Below are 19124 nucleotides of genomic sequence, written 5' to 3'. Positions count from 1 at the left end.
TTTTTTTGCTCTGATGTATCTATCCTACTAGCCGTTTGTAAATCGGGTATTGTCGTTTTGTAAATTCCGTGTTAAAAATAGGACCCCAGAAGCTTATCGATCTCCTTGGAGACATGCACCGTCTGCTGATAGGCCTGCTCCGACAGCTTGCCAATCTGTTCCGTGCTGTTCTTGCTGTTCGCCGATGCCTGGAACAGGTGACTGAACACGCTGCCTGCTTCTTGAACGCAGGATTCGCTGACAACGGCCTCTTCCCGGCCTTCACGGGCAAGCGAAGCGGTCTGTTCAATCGCGGCGACGATCGTCTTCGTCAGCGTCGTAATCGCCTCGGCGGAACGCTTCGTTTCGCTGGCCAGCTTCATCACCTCGCCCGCTACTACCGCGAATCCTCTGCCATGCTCGCCTGCGCGCGCCGCTTCGATAGAGGCGTTAATGGCAAGCAGGTTGCTCTGCTCCGCCAGCTCTTTGATCAGCTTGGAGACATGGCTGATGGAGCCCGCTTCGGCCTGCAGCTCATTCATCCGGTGCTCCTGCTGCATCGAATTCGCGGCAAGCTTGCCGAACGCCGCCGTCACCTTGTCCAACTGATTTTTGCCGCTTAACGTCAGGTCCACCATATCCGCGGAAATCTGCTTCCCGTGCAAGGCCGATTGACGCACCGAGCTTACGGCCTCGTCGATTTCTTTCACACGGCCGCCAACGCTTTTGATTGTCTTCACCTGCCCGTCCACCGCTTCCTGCTGAAGCTGCCTGGACATCCGAAGCAGATCCGATACGGTTAATATCCCGATTATCCGTTCTTCTCTTGTTACAATTACGCAATTATATAGAACGCTGTCATCGCGCTTTAGAGCATTATCGATCAATTGCTGCGGAGAATACGATTGATCCACGATTAACGGGGATGGATCCATCAGCTCCGTTATCGGCTTTTCGTAATACAGGTCTACGCCAAACCTTTGGCTCAGCCGCATAAAAAACTGATTGCGCATCATAAGCCCTACCGGCTTGTCCTTATCGATCCCCTCACCGGCTATAACTACGCATTCACTGTCCGGATATTGCTTGAATAACGCAATGGTATCTTTGCAGGAACAGGAGGCTGCAATAACCGGCGCCCTGCGGGTATATTCCAGCAGGCGGGTTGAGGTCGGGGCAGCAGCTTCAACTGGTTTCTCTTGCGGTTGACGATCCAATACAGCAATGGTCATAGTCTCTCACCTTTCTCTCTATGAACTCCTTTAGCACTACTATAGGGCTTAAGCATCAATTCCATTTCGTAGAAATGTTTTCGCAGCGTAAAAAATTGCCGAAAATGACCGTTTTAATATCCAGGGAAGCTGCCTATGGCAAAAAAATAACGGCGCATCTCTGCGCCGTTCGCCGTTATTCGTTAAACCTCCAAGTTAGTTCCAGACCGCTTCCACCAATACGCCTTCCGGCTTGCCGGAGTGACGGATGAGCAGAGTTCCCGATGCTGCGTCAAATACATGATCCGCCGCAAGTCCGTCCACCGTCACCAGCTTCGGAGCCGAAGCGGCAAGCAACCGGATGCTGACCGTCATATCCGACGGACTCTCCGAGCGGAACGCAATCGTCTTCTCATCCGCCGCTTCGTCTTCGATACGCGAAGAGCTGACCAGAAGCTTGGCCGCTTTGCCGTCCCCTGCCGTACCCGCAGCGTCCAAATCGTATAATAAGCAATTGTCGCCCGGCTTCAGTTCCACGCTCTGGACGATCGGGAGATCATCCTCAAACAGGTCTATAAACCTTCCTTCGAGTATACTGCGGTCGGCAACCTCAGTCTCGTCCAACGCTTGCGCAATAACATAAGGACCGCGTTTGACGCGAAGGATCCCGCTTTCCCGGTAAGCACCCGCTTCGCCTCTAAGCTTCAGCGCCAGTTGCACGTCGCTCCGGACGGAATCCGCGCCTTCGCCGGTACGCGATAGAGCGGCCGGATGCACGCGCCGCACAAGGACAAATCCGCCCCCGCAAGCATACTCGCCATCCTCCTGATTCGCCGCTAACCCCAGTGTTTCGAACAAATGCTGGTCCGGACGCTCGTAAGAGCGGCGGCTTCCTTCCCGGTTCCACCATTCGCGTACGCCATGGAAAGCATCCGTTCCGTCGCCGACGTAAATAAGCACGCCTCCGTCTCTGACCCAGCCCGCAATCGCTTGGTGCAAGCCCGCATGCTCAGGCTTCATGAACTCATAGCTGAGCAGCAGCACCTTGTAATCATCCAAGTATCCCGGGAAGGTCAGCGCGTTATCCAGCTGCACGGGGCGCAGAGGGATGCCATGCTTCACAAGCGGCAGCGCCAGCCCGTAAAACGCGGAGAAATCGAGCAGCTCCCGTTGTTCCGGCGACAGCATATCCGACGTTGTCACGCCGCCTTCTTTTTTGCCCGTAGAGATTTCCGGCTCTTCCGGCAGAACATCGCCTCGCTGGTACATCGCCGAATTGGACAAAAGCAGCCCGATCCCGCTTGTATAGACGTCAGTCTGCTCTTCCTCATGACGATGAAGATCCCGAAGCACGTTCATCACCGTAAGAAGAACGGTCTTGTAGCTCGGCGGTATTCCTTCCTTGCCTTTGCCGTCCTCTGTCGGATAGTCTCGAGTGAATACCCGCCACGGCCAAGGGCAGACCTCAAACTTCGATACGCCGGGATGAAGAAGGGAAGCGATAACGGTCGCCCGATAATTATAACGGTAATCACTCCAGCTATAACGGGGATTGTCCTCGATCGGATCGTGAAGGAACCACATATCCCTTCCCGTACCGCGGGTCAGCTCCTGCATGACGCCGTATTCCAGGAATGCCGTCTCGAAGGTACGCTCCCGCCGGATGCCTCTGTATACATTCGGCGTTCTGGCCGTACCCGTCCAGATCTGAGCGATAAACCCGTCGCAGGACGGCATCGACACAAGCAGCGCCTCCGGGCTGATAATGCGCCATTGCGTGTAGTTAATCAAGCTGTGAGTAGGAACATAGAACCGAACCTGACGGTTATAAGTAACCAGCGCGTATTCCTTCATCTGCGCGCAGAGCCGGTCAAGCGCGCGGTAGTACAGATACGCCTTCAGCTTCGAAGCCCGGTATTGCGCGTCCGGCGAGAGGTGGGGGGCCGTCCACGGCTCCCCGTAATAGGTCAGCCACTCGCGCTTGAACGCCTCGGAGTAACCCGATGCCGCCCAGTACTCCGGCTCCTCCAGATGGATGGCTTCGACGCCGCAGTCAATCGCCTTCTTGATATAGGTCGCCAAATATTCGGAGAAAGCGATGGTTGGATCCATATACGGCACGTCTTTCCCATGCTGAATATAGTTCCCGAACCGGTCCATCTGGGCCTCGTCCCAGTGATTTCTTCCGTCGAATTTCTCGTACAGATAATCCTGGTACTCGCCCCATGACACGCCGGTCATGAGATGAATCGTATAACCGGCTTTCCTCCAGCCCTCGATGCGCTCCTCCAGCTTATCCGACAACCCGTACACCATGACAAAATCCGTTCTTAGATCATACTTCGGACCATAGGGACGAGATTCCTGAAATCCCGTCCACTCGGCGCGTTCATGCTGTTTCCCCACTCGCATGATGCCTCCTTTGCGGCCGAACCGTCCGTTCGGCCAATCTTCTTCATTTGGTTTTGAAGGTCATTGATAGGCTGCGAAAAACCCTGAAAGGATAAGAAGTAGTTCTTGCCCCACATATTAATATAAATATTAGATATAATCAATATTTCATTAGTACATTTAAAAGGAACGGACATCTATTAGACTTAGCTATTTTAAGGATAAACTCGTTATATTTCGATAAGTTTCGTGGATTTTAGTCTGGTTTTAATTTAAATTAATATATTCAATATTATAAATTGAGATCTTATTTTACGTTTTTTCCTTTCACTAGCTAAAATATAGGGCGAAAGAATCATTTTCTGGCGGCACAACAAAAAACGGCAAACCGGAACGCATGATGCGTTTTGGCTTGCCGTCTTTAGGGCTGCTTTGAGCAGCCTGCGCATTTTATGCTAGAGTGCTAGAACGTCTCCAGAGGGATGGTTAAGACGTTGATTCGCGACCCGTCCTTCGCGCTGTTTTCGAAAAGCTCGAGCGTCAGCGTCCCGTTCGCAGGCAGCTGCTCTGGCGGAATCGTGATGTCCAAGGAGAACGGCGACCAGGCGGGCACCCCCTCCTCCAGCTGCTGATGGCCTTCGAGCAAATAATCATGGCCGTCCTCCACCGCGTATTGCATAACCGCCTCAAACACTCTGCCTTTTCCGGTCACGGTATAATGACCTGCCGAGCCGGTGACCAACACGTCGCAGAACGCGTTATTGCATGGGGCGATTGCAGCTCCCGAGGAAATGACGACCTTTCCCAGCTTGTCATTCCATGCCACGGAAGCGCCCAGCATATCCCCCATCGCCCTAAGCGGAACGTAAGTGTTGCCTTTATAGGTGAGGACAGGCAATCCCTGTCCGGTATAGGCCGAACCGTTAACTTCGATTGGATATGCCGCTTCCGTCAATGAATAACTTTTATTTGTAGCTGCCATGGAAGGCAAAGCCGACATCAGCAGACCTCCCATTACTAAGCCAACCATAAATCCTTTGTATCCCCGAAGCATGTCCGCACCTCATCTCCAGAATTCGCCTGCCTACCTTCTGTATTCCATTCTATGTGGACAAGCGTGCCGAACATGCCTGTTGCTGCGATAATAAAATTCGACAAACAAAAATACCCCTGCCTCCTCCCAAACGGGATTGAAGCAGGGGTTTTTCTTCAGGCGGCCTTACGCCATCTTCACCAAACTGTATTTTTTCTTGCCCTTGCGGATAATGATGAAGCGTCCTCCAATCGCGTGTTCCGAGGATACCTCGAGCGCTAGGTCGGTTACGCGCTCGCCGTTCATGGAGATGGCACCGTTCGTAATATCCTCCCGTGCTTGGCGCTTGGAAGGCTCGATCCCGAGATCAACCAGCCAATCCACGATGTTCTTCGCTTCGTTCGTCGCTTCGAATGTCGGCATTTCCTTGAAGCCCTGCTCGATCTCTTCCGCGCTAAGCGACTTGATATCGCCGCTGAACAACGCGGCCGTAATGCGTAGCGCTTGCTGCAGCAGCTCTTCGCTATGGACAAAGCGCGTCATCTCTTCGGCAAGCTTCTTCTGAGCTTCGCGTTTATGAGGCTCCGTAGCCACTTTCTCCGCCAAGCCTTCAATCTCTTCCTTCGAGAGGAACGTGAAGTATTTCAAGTATTTGACGACGTCACGGTCGTCCGTGTTAGCCCAGAACTGGTAGAACTCGTAAGGAGTGGTCTTCTCCGGATCCAGCCAGATGGCGCCGCCCGCCGTCTTGCCGAACTTCGTTCCGTCAGCCTTCAGCATAAGCGGAATCGTCAGGCCAAACGCTTTCGCTTCGCTGCCTTCCTTCTTGCGGATCAGGTCAAGGCCGCTCGTGATATTGCCCCATTGGTCGGAGCCCCCGATTTGAAGCTGCACGTCCTCCTCCCGGTACAAATGCAAGAAGTCGAGCGATTGCAAAATTTGGTACGAGAACTCCGTAAACGAAATACCGCTCTCAAGCCGGCTCGATACGACATCCTTCGCAAGCATCGTGTTGATGCTGAAGTTTTTGCCGTAGTCGCGAAGGAACTCGATAACGTTGATCTTATGCGTCCAGTCATAGTTGTTAACCATGCGCATATTGTTATCGCCTTCGGTGAGGAACAGCTTGCGAAGCTGCGCGCCAAGCGCTTCCACGTTCGCCTGAATCTGTTCCAGCGTCTGCAAAGAACGCTCGGATGTGCGGCCGCTTGGGTCGCCAATCGTACCGGTCGCTCCCCCGATCAGAATAACCGGACGATGGCCCGCCAGCTGGAACCGCTTGAGCACCATAAACGGGATCAAGTGGCCGATATGCATGCTGTCTCCCGTCGGATCAACCCCGCAATAGAGCGAAACAGCCTTCTCGTTCGTCAATTCTCGCAATCCCTCTGCGTCGGTTTGTTGGTTAATGGCGTCGCGCCATTCCAGTTCGTCAATAATGTTCATTGGTCTAATCTCCTTTTTAATCGTGGTAAAAACAAAAAAACGCCCCTATGTCTGAATAGACATAGGGACGATTAGTTACCGTGGTACCACCCAACTTGCATGAAGCCGCCTTGCGCAAGGCTGACCTTCATACCGCTCTAGGCGAGATATCGTTCGCCGCAACCGCCCGGCATTACCCGGGATGCTCCAGAGTGTATTTCGCGGGACTTAATGTGTGCCGGGTTCCATCGCCCCCCGGCTTTCTAGAACAGGGATTAAGCCGCTACTGCGCTCTTTCGCCGCATAAGTTATATCAAGTTACAGAAATTATAGAGAATGGCGCAATAAATGTCAATCGCTTATCGCTCGCAGCCGGCTTAGGAGTGGAAGCTTGCTTTTCTTTTCAGAATCCTTACTCCGTTAAGCGGAAGGTCAAGCACATTGCCCACCTTGCCGCCGGCAAGAACATCCTCGTACGCCTGCTCGTCGAGCTTTACTTGCTGCGCCGACTCGCTGAAGTTCATCACGAATACATAATCGAACTCGCCGTCGGAGCGCAGTTGGGCCGTAACGCCTTGCGGAAGCTCCGTCTCCACGACGCGCTTCAGTCCTTCCTGCTCGACCAGCTTCTTGAAGAAATCGGTGAAGAACGGCTCCGTATTGCGGGAAGCGACGTAATACGCTTTGCCTTCGCCAAGCTGGTTCACCGTCAGTGCCGGACGGCTCGCGTAGAAGTCATCGCCGTATACGGCCAAAGCTTCCGCGCCTTCCAGGTGAATCAGGTCGCAGAGTTCAATCGCATCGTAAGAGCCTGCAAGACCCAGCTTGTTGCCTTCCGACATCACAACGCTGTTCTTTTCCCCGTCGTACAGGGAGTCAATCTCTTCGGACCAGATGCCAAGCGTCTTGCGGAGCGGTCCAGGGAAGCCTTCCAGGAAGCACAGATCGCTTTCGTTCACGATACCCGACCAGTACGTCGCAACAAACGTGCCGCCATTTTTCACAAACTCCTCAATCCGCTCGCCAACGCCCGGGCGAACCATGTACAGCATTGGCGCAATCAGCAGCTTGTAAGAATCAAACGCGCACTCCGAATCAATAATGTCGACGGGCACGCCCATATCCCACAGAGGACGGTAGTGACGTTTCAACGTTTCTTCGTAATGAATGCCGCAGTTGCGCGGTCCTTGCGAGTCCTTCACCGCCCAGCGGTTCTCCCAGTCATTGATAAGCGCTACCTCGGGCTTAACCGAAGTGCCAACTACCTCTTGCAGCTTCTCAAGCGCCTGGCCCACATCCGTCACATCCTTGAAGACGCGGGTATTCTCATGACCGACATGGTCCACGACGGCGCCGTGCAGCTTCTCGCTGGAGCCGCGGCTTTTGCGCCATTGGAAATATTGAACCGTATCCGAGCCGTGGGCAACCGCCTGCATGGAAGCGAGCAGATGCATGCCCGGCTTCTTCAGCTTGCTGATCGGCTGCCAGTTCGTCATGCTTGGCGTGCTCTCCATCAGCATAAACGGCTTGCCGCCTTTGAGCGAACGGAATACGTCATGGTTGAAGCCGATCCACGCCGCAAGCTCGCTTTGATCCTTCGCGTCATGCCAGGTCGGATAAGCATCCCACGAGATCACGTCGAGAAGCTCGGAGAATTTCCAGTAGTTCAGCGGCTCAAAGTCCAGCATGAAGTTGGTTGTAATCGGCAGCTCCGGATTAATCTCGCGAAGCGGCTCCATTTCGTTGCGGCAGAAATCCACCGTTTGATCGGTTACGAATCTTCTCCAGTCCACGTTCATGCCGTGCACCGCTTTTTCCCCGCGGTAGGTTGGCGTATCGATCTGGCTGAAGCTTGTATATTTATGAGCCCAGAAGGTTGTCCACCAGGCGTGGTTCAACGCTTCAATCGTGCCGTAGCGCTTCTTCAGCCAGTTCTGGAAGGCTTCTCTGCAGTAGTTGCAATGGCATTCGCCGCTGTATTCGTTGGAGATATGCCAGCCGATGACTGCCGGATGCTGCGAATAACGCTCTGCCAGCTTGCGGTTCATCTCCTTCACCTTCGCGCGGTATACCGGAGAAGAGAAGCAATGGTTATGGCGCGCGCCGTGCATATTGCGGATTCCGTTCTCCTCTACGCGGAGAACCTCCGGATATTTCTCCGACATCCAGGCCGGTCTTGCGCCGCTTGGCGTGGCAAGCAAGGCATAAATGCCGTTCGCCGCGAAACGGTCCAGCAGCCGGTCCATCCATTCAAACGTATATACGCCTTCTTCAGGCTCATAAGCTGCCCAAGAGAAAATGCCGACCGACATCACATTACTGCTCGACAGCTTCATCAGGCGGATATCTTCTTCGAGAACATGAGGATAATCAAGCCATTGGTCCGGGTTATAATCCGCTCCATGGAGCATTTGCGGGAATTTGGGGCTGATTGGCGGGAACTTCAGGGTCATCGGTGTTAACCTCCATACAAGTAAATTGTCTATTACGATATTAATATTGTAATACGCTTTCAGATCCAATAAAATCACATTATATTCACATCACTTTAAATATATGAAACCGGAAGTGGCTCCATTATGGATAAATTGGTATTTCCGATTCTGGCCGATTCCGACCGCAAGCTCCCCCTTTTCGTAGACATTATCGGCCACTGGAATAACCAGGAGACGATCGACCGTCAGCAGGGCTTTCCGCATTATCAGTGGCTTCAGTCCACCGGCGGAGAAGGCGAGCTGTGGATCGGAGACGAGCGGTATACCGTAAAGGCCGGTCAGGGGTTTTGTCTCTTCCCCGGCGTTCCCCACCGTTATTATGCGGTCCGGGAACCGTGGGATGTTTATTTCATCAGCTTTGGCGGCAGTCTGGCGCAGGACTTGCTTGCCCAAGCCGGCATCAAAGAACCCGGTCTGTACTCCGTTACCGACAGCGAAATGATCGTTGCCCATCTGCGCGGCATTTCCGCCATGGCGGAGTCGGGACTTCCTTTTCTCGGTCTTGAATGCTCGAAGCTGTTGTATCTGTTCCTGCTCGACTTGATGAAGGTGGTACAGGTCAGCACCCAATCCGCCGAGCAATATTACATGCGGCTCAATCCGGTCATCCGTTATATCGAAGAGCATATCGACAGCGTCATGACCATGCAAGATTTATCTTCGCGCATTGGCGTTACTCCGCAATATCTGTGCCGCTTGTTCAAGCAGCTGATGGGCATGCGGCCGATGGAATACGTGAACCGGGAACGGATTAACCGCAGCAAGGAACTGATGTTTCTAGGCCGGGAGCATAAAATGCACGAGATTGCGGCGAAGGTTGGCTTCGACAGCGCCAGCTATTTCAGCACCGTCTTCAAGAGGCTTGAGGGCATGAGTCCGGAGCAGTTCAAGAAGATGCATGGCATTCATTAGCAAGTCTGAGCTTCTTCAATGGCCGGCACGAGCAGGCAACCATGCGGCTTATCGGTTATAATGGTGGGGATAAAGTTTGATAGAAGGAGGCTTGTCCATGACAAGCGGCAACAAGCAACTCGTAATTGACACCATTGAATCCCATGCGAAAAACTTCAAACAAATCTCGCGAACGATTGGGGCTAATCCGGAGCTGGGCCACCAGGAGTTCAAATCCGCGGCCATGCTGACTGAGGAGCTGGAGAGACAAGGCTTCTCGGTTGAAAAGGGTACGCTTGGCATTCCAACCGCTTTTATCGGAACCTATGCGACCGGCAAGCCGGGTCCAACCGTTGCTTTTCTATGCGAATATGACGCCCTGCCGGAAATCGGACATGCCTGCGGCCATCATCTCATCTGCACGATGGGAATTGCGGCAGCCGTTGGGCTAAAGGCCGTCATGGATCAATTTGGCGGAACGATCCGCGTCTACGGAACGCCTGCCGAAGAAACCAAAGGCGCCAAGGTGCCGATGTCCGAAGCCGGTCTGTTCGACGACTGCGACTTCGCGCTGATGGCGCATCCTTATTATACGTTTGAGAAATCCGGCGATTCGCTTGCGCTTGACGCGATCCGGTTCGAATATTTCGGCAAGCCTGCCCATGCGGCGGCAAGCCCTTACGAAGGCGTGAATGCCCTCGACGCGGTTCTGCAGCTGTTCAACAGCATTAATGCTCTCCGGCAGCAGACACGAAGCGATGCCCGCATTCATGGCATTATCGATAACGGCGGCAAAGCGCCCAACGTCATTCCGGACTACGCTTCCGCCCAATTTTATGTCCGTTCCGCTACCCGGGCCTACACGGACGAGCTTGCCGAGAAGGTTCGCCGCTGCGCCGAAGGTGCGGCTCTGCAGACCGGCTGCAGGCTGGAAATGAGCAATTATGAATTTTCCTATGACGAGCTGCTCACGAATGAGGCTTTGTCCGAATGCTTCACCGCCAATCTGCTTGAGCTAGGCGTGAAGCCGGAAGAGATCGAGACCGGGAAGGATCATGGCTCCCTGGATTTGGGCAATGTATCCGTCCGCTGCCCCGCCATTCATCCTTATGTCAAAATCGTCGAGGAGCGCTTCCTTCTCCACACCGTGGAATTCCGCGATGCCGCGATGACGGAGCGCGCGCTCGAGCGGATGATTTTCGCCGCCAAGACGCTGGCGGCTACCGCTTACGACGTGGTTGCCGATCCCGCTTTGCTCGCCAGGATTCGCGAGGAATTCGAGCAAAGAACCCGGACATAAACGCAACTTGCTGAACATACTTTCATGAAAGGCTTCTCTTCGCCTGAGCATTGGTGAAGGAAGCCTTTTTGCTTGCGGAAGAAGCAGGATTCACCGCTAATCCTAACGAATAGACATCACAAGGCGATGGTTCTACCATCCATTTCCTATTTTCAAAACCCATGAACAAGAGAGGTCAGGTGTATCCAAGTGAAATTTAATGAGTATCGTTACGAACGTCCCGATGTAGCGTCCTTCGAGAAGCAGTTCAAGGAGCTTCTATCCGCCTTTAACGCGGCAAGCCGATTCGAGGAGCAGGACGCGGCAATGACCGGCCTCAACAAGCTGCGGAGCGAATTTGATACGATGCAGCAAATTGCGAGCATCCGTCATTCGATTGATACAAACGATGAATTTTATAAAGCCGAGCAGGATTTCTTCGACGAGAACGGACCTGTCGTTCAGGAGTACATAACGGATTATTACCGGGCGCTTGTGAATTCGGCGTTCCGCTCGGAGCTTGAAAACAAATGGGGCCGTCAGCTGTTCCAGCTGGCCGAACTCTCGCTGAAGACGTTCAGCCCGGAGGTTATCGAGGACCTGCAGCAGGAGAACAAGCTGTCCACGGAATACACGAAGCTTATTGCTTCCGCCAAAATCATGTTCGACGGCGAAGAACGGACGCTTTCGCAGCTATCGCCGTTCCAGCAATCGACCGACCGCTCCGTCCGCAAACAGGCTTCCGAGGCTTCTTCCGGATTCATGAGCGAGAATGAAGCTGAATTTGACCGGATTTACGACGAGCTTGTGAAGGTGCGTACCCGCATCGCGAAAAAGCTGGGCTTCGCGAATTTCGTTGAGCTTGGTTATGCCCGCATGAGCCGCACCGATTATACGGCGGAGATGGTGGCGAATTTCCGCAATCAGGTGCTTGAGCATATCGTGCCGGTGGCGAGCAGGCTGAAGGAACGCCAGCGCGAGCGCATTGGCGTCGACCATCTCTATTACTACGACGAGAACCTTGCTTTCCTGTCGGGCAATGCGAAGCCGAAAGGCAGCCCGGATTGGATCGTCGAGAACGGAGCTCGAATGTATGCGGAGCTGTCGCCGGAGACGGACGAGTTTTTCCGGTTTATGCTGGATAACGGCCTGATGGATCTCGTTGCGAAAAAAGGCAAGCAAGGCGGCGGTTATTGCACCTACATCAGCGAATACGGCGCACCGTTTATTTTCTCCAACTTTAACGGTACTTCCGGAGATATCGACGTGCTGACGCACGAAGCCGGCCATGCCTTCCAGGTGTACGAGAGCAGAAGCTTCGCCGTGCCGGAATACGCCTTCCCGACTTATGAGGCCTGCGAGATTCATTCGATGAGCATGGAGTTTTTCACCTGGCCGTGGATGGACCTGTTCTTCAAGGAGGACGTGGATAAATACCGGTTCCAGCATTTGGCGAGCGCCCTTCTCTTCCTCCCTTATGGCGTAACGGTTGACGAATTTCAGCATTTTGTCTACGAGAATCCGGATGCTACTCCTGCTGAGCGGAAGGCTGCTTGGCGCGAAATCGAGAAGAAATATTTGCCGCATCGCGATTACGAGGAGAACAGCTATCTCGAGCAAGGTGCTTTCTGGCAGCGTCAGGGGCATATTTTCGGCAGTCCGTTCTACTATATCGATTACACCCTGGCTCAAATCTGTGCCTTTCAGTTCTGGAAAAGAATGCACGAGGACCGGACATCGGCATGGGCCGATTATCTCAAGCTTTGCCGTCAAGGCGGAAGCCTTTCCTTCACCGAGCTTGTTAAGGTTGCCGGCCTGATCTCGCCGTTCGAGGATGGCTGCGTTACTTCCGTCATCGGCAGCATCGACAGCTGGCTGGAAAGCGTAGACGATAAAGCGCTGTAAGGAGGGGGTAGTGGTGAACGTTATCTTTCGCCCGCTGAGTGAGCTTCCGATTATCGGGGTGTCTGAGCTGTGGAACCAGTCCTTCGAAGGTTATTTGGTTCCGGCTGCGCTTCCGCTCGACCGGTTCATCGGCCGGACCGCATCTGAAGGTCTCTCGCTTGAGCATTCCCTTGCCTGTTATGTCGACGGCGAAGCCGCCGGACTCGTTATGAACGGCTTCCGTGAATACGGCGGCCGAACGCTGGCTTGGAACGGCGGTACCGCCATCAAGCCGGCGTTCCGAGGCAAGGGCATTGGCAAGGCCCTTATGCTGAGGAATCTGCAGCTATACGAGGAATTAGGCGTTGTTCAAGCGAATCTCGAGGCGATCTCGCAAAATGCGAATGCCATTCGGCTGTACGAATCCATTGGATATAAGCAGATAGACCGTCTCCTGATCCAGTCCACGGAGCAGCCGATTCCGGATATGGACGATACGTACGAGCATCCGTTCCAGATTGCGCTAGGCATGGCAGCGGAAGCCGCGCGGCTACCGTTCTACTCCGCGGGCGAAGTCTGGCAGGCCGGTCTGACCAGCTTGAAGGATGGCGAGAGCGTTGCCGTCTTTGACGGCGGAGAAGCAGCCGGTTATGCCTTGTACAGGAGGACGTTCAGCCCGGACGGCGATCTGACGGGCATTGTCCTGTACCGGGCTGAAGTAGCTCCGGGCCGTACCGACGCCAAGGCTGTATTGGCGGCTGCACTGCACGAGGTATGGCAGCCCGGCGAAACTTGCCGGCGCTCGGCCTTTAATATCCGGGCATCCAATACGGCCCTTGCCGAGGTGCTGGCCGGGATGGGACTTGCAACCACCATGGAGCAGGTGTTGATGGTGCGAGAGATGTAGCTGTGATTAAGGTTAAGGTCCCTAAGGGACTTAAACTTACTATCCCGGTTACGCAAAAAGACCCCGCCGGGGTCTTTTTTTCATTATCTGCTTACCTTACCATCAGCTGTCTCCGTGATCAACCCGCCGATTCTAGCCTTCTTCCGCTTATCATTGCCATTTAGTCCTCCGGATTTATCCATAAGACCCTCTCAGGGTCTTACTCAAATCCAGGGGCAGAGCTCTGCCCCTATCGAACAAAATGACTCAGAACAAACACGGCAGGCGAGTTCCAGTAGATCGTCACTTCGTTTGTCGAGTAGCTTTCCATAGCATCGGCGAAGGAGGCGGCAGGAGCTCTGCCTGCCAGATGCTCGCGGGCATAGTCGTCCTGAAGGCCCTGGTTAGGACCGCCGGATACCAGCCCCGGAACCGGCTCTTCCACGCCGTCGCCTTCGGATGGGCGATGATGCGGATGCTTAACCGGCCGGCTGCCGAACCCCGTTACATAACTAATGCCCATTACATTCATCCCGAACAGATAATGAACGTGATCCAGCGCCAGATCCGCATACGCGGCCGTTCCCGCAACACGATCAGCCATTAACAATAACATCGCATGATTGAGCACCAGCATATTGCTGCCCCATCTGTACTGCTCCGCCTGTAAAGATACGCCGTATCCGTCCTTCCGGCTTACATCGGCAAGCCGCTCGGCTCGTTCCGACAGACCTGCCCGCAGCCGCTCCGCAAGTGCCTGATCCCGCGTCCGTTCGGACAAGAGATAGGAGATGGTCCCGTAGCCGCCCATATCGGCCCAGCCCAGCTCATACTTGTCGAATTCCCGCTCCGCCAATAGAAGAAAAGCGTCATGATACCGTTCCTCTCCCGTTGCACGATACAGCTCGGCCGCCGCCCAATACCGCTCATCGTCATCGAGCCTATCGCCGTATTCCCCCGTTACGATCTCGGGCGGATTGCGGAAGCCCGGCACCTTTGGATGCCGCTCGAGCCACTCCCATGCCCGCTCGGCTGCCGTTTTGCAGCCGGACGCAAACACCGAATCGAAGCCTCCGTAGACGCGCGATGCCATCGCCATAATAGCAGCAAAGCAGCCCGTTGCCGTTGCCGATACCGGGGATACGTACAGTTCGTCCGTATCGTCCTCCGGCATGGTATCTGCGGCAGGGAACCGCAAAGTCGTCAGCTTGTGAAACACGCCGCCCGACTCCTCATCCTGCATGCGCTGCATCCATTCCAGCTCGTACCGGCATTCATGAAGCACATCCGGCATCACGCCGTCTGTTTCAGGCAAAGGCAGCGCTCGCGCGAATGCATCCGGATAACATTCGTAAGCCAGCAGCAAATCGGCAACCGCTTTTGCTCCCGGACCGACGTATTTGCCATAGTCGCCGGCATCATGCCATCCGCCCCAGGCATCCACCTGTCTCGTTTCATCTCCGTACACAAGCGCAGGTGACAGATGGCACGCATCATGCTTCCATACTCCCGCATAAGACTCGTCCAGCTCGCTTCCGCACCGGAAATAATAAAACGCTTTCAACAAAGCCTGAAAAGCAGACCCATAAACCTCATCTCCGATAACAAACCAATCCGAGACTTGCCCTTCCTCCGTCTCCAGCCTGTAGGCCCCCGCTTGCTGCACGCTTGAAAAATCGGCCCGGCAAACTTTCATGCCGCTGGATCCGTCCTCGGCAGCAGTCCCCGTTTCCCCTTCCAACACCACTTCGCCAGTTGTCTGGTTAATCAACCTGAACGTTCCGCCGTCTCCTTCTATAACTGCCGTCTTCCGGTCCGTCCTCCGGAAGCCCAGCTGATTAACCGCAATGACACTCCGCTTCGTCTGTTCCATAAGCAGCCCCTCTTTTCCCATGAAATCGATTATGCCGCTACAGTATAGCCCATCCTCTTCTTAATTGAACTACCGAAACTAAAGAACATGCTGCAAGATCTTCACATCAATCCTTTCCAACAATCGATATCAACACAAAAAGGCCCTCATTGCTGAGCAGCCTTTGCAGCCAATCGCATGTCTATTCTATCGGTACAACACCTTGTCCACATTGTATTTCGCCCGGAATTGATTGATCAGGTAGGTCTCGTAAATTTCTCGCTCCACCGGATCCTCATTCACGTAAATCTCGATCTTGGTCACTTCGTCGCGGTAATTCTTCATCGGCGACACGCTGTCCTCGAAATGCTTCTTTATGCGGGGTCTCAGCTTTCTGGCCTTGCCGACGAACAGCACGTCTCCCTTGAAATTGTAGAAAATAAAGAAGCCGCCCTTTTCGCGCGTGATCAGATGGAAATCCGTGAAATTGTAAATATGGCTGAGCTGCGGATTCGTCTGCTTGTAAATCGTAACGTCCGGTTCCGGAATCGTAATGGTAATCAAAAAATTCACTTCTCTTTCCTTAATTAGGTCTCCATCGTATTGTATCACAATTTAAGGAAACCAAGCCTTGCGCAGCCGAATAATTCCGTCGCGGATTTTCCGCTCGTCAAGTCCGCCGAATCCAAGCATAATGTAAGAGGGAGGACATGCCTCCGGATTCAGCCAATGCTTCCTTGGCGTATAAGCGATGACCCCGTACTCCAGTGCCTTCTCCACAAGCTCATCGCCGGAGCGCCCGTAGACGTCAAGCAGCAGATGCATACCCGACCGCTCCCCGATAATGCCGACATGGCTGCCAAGCTGTTCCCGAATCGTGCGAAGCAGCATCCGGTGACGGGTCTGGTACAGCTTCCTCATCTTGCGGATATGGCTTTCGAAATAACCTTCCTTCATGAACCGGTACATGGCGGCCTGAATAAGCGGCGATACCGACTGGCTGTAAGCCTGCAGCTTGCTGCCGAAATCCTGCGCTGCCCTTTCCGGCAGCACCATATAGCTTAGCCGCACTCCCGGCAGGAAAGACTTCGAGAACGTCCCCAAATAAATAACCTTGTCCCCGGTATCCAGCGCCTTAAGCGCCGGAATCGGCTGCCCCTGATAACGCAGCTCGCTGTCGAAATCATCCTCTACGATATAGCCGTCCTGATCATAAGCCCATTGAAGCAGCTTGATCCGGTTGTGAACCGGCATAATCATCCCGAGGGGAAACTGATGGGAAGGCGTCACGTATACCAGGCGGGCCGCGCTTTCCCTCAGATGCTCGACCGAGATCCCGTCATGCTCCAGCGGCATGGGAATGATCCTTCGCCCCATGTTCATCAGAACCGTTCTAACCCCGTTATAACCGGGCTCCTCCATCGCAATCGCCTCGGGCAGAGGCAGCAGCTGGGCCAGCAGGCTGACCATCGTCTGCGTCCCGGCGCTTAAGAAAATTTGATCCGGCGCGCATACCACTCCGCGCGACTGGTACAAATAACGGGCAATCTCGGACCGAAGACCCTTGTGTCCCTGGCGGTCGCCGTAGCCGTATACCTCCGTCGTGCACTCCTCGAGCGCGTCCACCAGACACTTCTTCCACAGCCGCACGGGAAAATGCTCCAGCTCTACATCGCCGTATTCAAAGTTAATCGCGCCTGGCGGCAGCGAGTCCAGGCTCGACTCAACCGCCGCTCTGACCGGCCCTGTCTCCTTAATCCCCTCGAGCTGATCCAGCGACATGACGTATAAGCCGCTGCGATGCCTGCTCTGAATATAGCCTTCCGCCAGAAGCTGCTGATAAGCCGTTTCGACGGTGTTTTTGCTGACGGACAAATAAACGGAGAGCTGGCGGATCGAGGGCAAACGCTCATTTTCGCGCAGCATCCCCTGCTCGATCTGTCCCTTTAAATAGGCAAATAGCTGCTGATAAAGCGGAGTCCCGCTTTGTTTATTCAAATCCGGCGTTAAACCGATCATCCTGCCACCTCAATCTGTACCCCTCATTTCGAATGAAACTGTACCTTTTGACAGGGACAGATTCCTTCTACAATGATAACACAATGAACCGAAAGAAAGGCAGTGAAGTGAAATGTTTCCTATTCGCTTGCAAAAAAGAGCCTGCACCGATGCAGGCAAAATCGAACGTTTCCTGGGGCAGGCCCGAACCGGATTTCTTGGCCTCGCCTCAGGCAATGTTCCTTATGTCGTTCCTTTAAACTTCGTCTGGAAAGACAACGCCATCTATTTCCACGGTGCATCCGAAGGTCGGAAAATCGAAATGATTGCCGATAACCCTTCCGCCTGCTTTACGGTCAGCGAAGAGTACGGCACGATCGCCGATCCCACGCCCGCCCATGTCGATACCGCTTATATGAGCGTCATTATTTACGGTACCATCGAGAAGGTCGACGATTGGGAGGAGGCAACCGCCGCCATGCAGGTCATGCTGGACAAATACGTTCCCGGTTATTTCGACCGGCCGCTTGCGAAGACCCATCTGGAGCGCTACGTCTCCTCGATGGGCAGCAAGACCTCGGTATTCAAGCTGGTATCCAGCTCTCTCTCCGCGAAGGAAAGCGAAGTGAATCCGGCAAAGATGTACAGTTCCGGCCGTACCGCCCACGACGACCTTCGCTAAGCGCACGGGAAGAGCCTCTGCAGCACGCAGAGGCTCTCTCCGTTAGTTTTTCAATTCCGGAATCACGTATTGCGGCTCCCTGCCGTATAACGCATCCACCAGGTTGCGGGCCGCAACCATGGCCATGTCGTTCCTCGTTTTCTTCGTTGCCGATCCGATATGCGGCAGCGTCACCACATTATCGAGCCGGAGCAGCGGATTATCGAGGCTGACCGGCTCCTTCTCGTATACGTCAAGTCCTGCCGCATAAATCCGTTTCGTGCGCAGAGCTTCGATCAGAGCCGCCTCGTCTACCGTCTCGCCGCGCGATACGTTAATAAAGATCGCCGTGCGTTTCATCCGGTTAAACTGCTCCTCGCCAATCATATGCTTGGTCTCCGGCGTAAGCGGAGTCATCAGCACGATAAAATCCGACTGCTCCAGAAGCTCGTTCAGAGGCAGATAATTTACGCCAAGCCTTTCCTCCGTCTCCGGCTTGCGGCTGCGGTTGTAGTAGGAGACCTCCATGTCAAATCCGAATTTGGCGCGCTTTGCGATTTGCTCGCCAATGCGTCCCATCCCGATAATGCCTAGCTTCGCGTGATGCACGTCCAGACCGAACAGCTGCTCGCCCACGCCGCGCTGCCATCCGCCGCTGCGGACGAGATTATGCAGCTCGGTCACTCTTCTGGCCGCCGCCAGCATAAGGGCCAGCGTTAAATCCGCCACCGTCTCATCCAGCACATACGGCGTATGGGTGCCAATTATGCCGCGTTTTCTCATCGCGTCCAGATCGTTATGGTTGTAGCCTACCGAAATATTGCTGACCGCCCGCAGCTTCGGCGCCGCGCTTAGCAGCCGCTCGCTGATGGCATTGCCGGCTGCAAGCAGCCCTTCCACGTCGCCGAGCTTTTCGGCAAGCTCCTGCCCGGTAATCGCTCTCTCCGGGTTTTGCCACATTTCGCAATCGCAATATTGATCGAGGTATGCTTTTACCTCGTCGGATACTTTGGATGATAGGTACACTTTTGGCCGCATGCCGTCATCTCCTCTCGCGTTATGACTCTATTATACCTATGTCTCCGCCGATTTGGCGAATGGTTGCCTTTAACGCCGAAGCCCACTACAATGAAGAAGGC

The 19124-nt window shown here is 54.2% G+C and carries 14 protein-coding genes and 1 other annotated feature; of the genes, 5 read left to right on the top strand and 9 right to left on the bottom strand.

Annotation, left to right across the window (positions count from 1 at the left end; genetic code table 11):
* Positions 1–71 precede the first annotated feature (71 nt).
* The 5 genes from EV294_RS02065 to EV294_RS02045 form a co-directional block, all read right to left on the bottom strand.
* On the bottom strand, positions 72–1211 hold the full coding sequence (locus tag EV294_RS02065; protein WP_132303367.1) for a methyl-accepting chemotaxis protein: 1140 nt from the start codon (positions 1209–1211) through the stop codon (positions 72–74).
* Between the two features lie 195 nt (positions 1212–1406).
* Entirely contained in the window at positions 1407–3602 is a 2196-nt protein-coding gene (locus tag EV294_RS02060; protein ID WP_132303366.1) for a hypothetical protein, read from the bottom strand.
* Between the two features lie 442 nt (positions 3603–4044).
* The gene (locus EV294_RS02055) at positions 4045–4581 is read right to left on the bottom strand and encodes a Gmad2 immunoglobulin-like domain-containing protein (protein ID WP_165930555.1); all 537 of its coding nucleotides are present in this window, start codon (positions 4579–4581) and stop codon (positions 4045–4047) included.
* A gap of 219 nt (positions 4582–4800) precedes the next feature.
* Complete coding sequence (gene tyrS / locus EV294_RS02050; RefSeq protein ID WP_132303364.1) at positions 4801–6060, bottom strand: tyrosine--tRNA ligase; 1260 nt, start codon at positions 6058–6060, stop codon at positions 4801–4803.
* A gap of 60 nt (positions 6061–6120) precedes the next feature.
* Positions 6121–6348: a binding site (T-box leader), on the bottom strand.
* 68 nt (positions 6349–6416) lie between these two features.
* Positions 6417–8492, bottom strand: a complete 2076-nt coding sequence (locus EV294_RS02045; protein WP_132303363.1) for a beta-galactosidase — start codon at positions 8490–8492, stop codon at positions 6417–6419.
* 126 nt (positions 8493–8618) lie between these two features.
* Here EV294_RS02045 and EV294_RS02040 point away from each other — a divergent pair, with 126 nt between their 5' ends.
* From EV294_RS02040 to EV294_RS02025, 4 genes are all read left to right on the top strand, one after another.
* On the top strand, positions 8619–9446 hold the full coding sequence (locus EV294_RS02040; RefSeq protein ID WP_132303362.1) for an AraC family transcriptional regulator: 828 nt from the start codon (positions 8619–8621) through the stop codon (positions 9444–9446).
* Between the two features lie 97 nt (positions 9447–9543).
* Positions 9544–10725, top strand: a complete 1182-nt coding sequence (locus tag EV294_RS02035) for a M20 family metallopeptidase (RefSeq protein ID WP_132303361.1) — start codon at positions 9544–9546, stop codon at positions 10723–10725.
* A gap of 189 nt (positions 10726–10914) precedes the next feature.
* Positions 10915–12609: a M3 family oligoendopeptidase gene (locus EV294_RS02030; RefSeq protein ID WP_132303360.1), complete on the top strand. Its 1695-nt coding sequence runs from the start codon at positions 10915–10917 to the stop codon at positions 12607–12609.
* 13 nt (positions 12610–12622) lie between these two features.
* A complete protein-coding gene (locus EV294_RS02025) occupies positions 12623–13495 on the top strand; it encodes a GNAT family N-acetyltransferase (RefSeq protein WP_132303359.1) in 873 nt (290 codons plus the stop codon).
* Positions 13496–13724: 229 nt separating this feature from the next.
* On the opposite strand, the gene EV294_RS02020 is transcribed toward EV294_RS02025, so the two are convergent.
* From EV294_RS02020 to pdxR, 3 genes are all read right to left on the bottom strand, one after another.
* Positions 13725–15347 (bottom strand): glycoside hydrolase family 9 protein, encoded by a 1623-nt coding sequence (locus EV294_RS02020; protein ID WP_132303358.1) that lies wholly within the window; start codon positions 15345–15347, stop codon positions 13725–13727.
* A gap of 186 nt (positions 15348–15533) precedes the next feature.
* On the bottom strand, positions 15534–15890 hold the full coding sequence (locus EV294_RS02015; protein WP_207918108.1) for a nucleotide excision repair endonuclease: 357 nt from the start codon (positions 15888–15890) through the stop codon (positions 15534–15536).
* 51 nt (positions 15891–15941) lie between these two features.
* Positions 15942–17345: a MocR-like pyridoxine biosynthesis transcription factor PdxR gene (gene pdxR, locus EV294_RS02010; protein WP_132303356.1), complete on the bottom strand. Its 1404-nt coding sequence runs from the start codon at positions 17343–17345 to the stop codon at positions 15942–15944.
* A 112-nt stretch (positions 17346–17457) separates the two neighbouring features.
* On the opposite strand from pdxR, the gene EV294_RS02005 reads away from it, so the two are divergent.
* Positions 17458–18006: a pyridoxamine 5'-phosphate oxidase family protein gene (locus EV294_RS02005; protein WP_132303355.1), complete on the top strand. Its 549-nt coding sequence runs from the start codon at positions 17458–17460 to the stop codon at positions 18004–18006.
* Positions 18007–18048: 42 nt separating this feature from the next.
* Here EV294_RS02005 and EV294_RS02000 read toward each other — a convergent pair whose 3' ends face one another.
* Positions 18049–19023, bottom strand: a complete 975-nt coding sequence (locus EV294_RS02000; RefSeq protein WP_132303354.1) for a 2-hydroxyacid dehydrogenase — start codon at positions 19021–19023, stop codon at positions 18049–18051.
* Positions 19024–19124 lie beyond the last annotated feature (101 nt).

The sequence above is a fragment of the Paenibacillus sp. BK033 genome (genome assembly GCF_004345425.1).
Taxonomy (GTDB): Bacteria; Bacillota; Bacilli; order Paenibacillales; family Paenibacillaceae; genus Pristimantibacillus.
The sequence above is the reverse complement of the archived record's forward strand: the minus strand, read 5'-3'. Positions and strand labels throughout refer to the sequence as shown.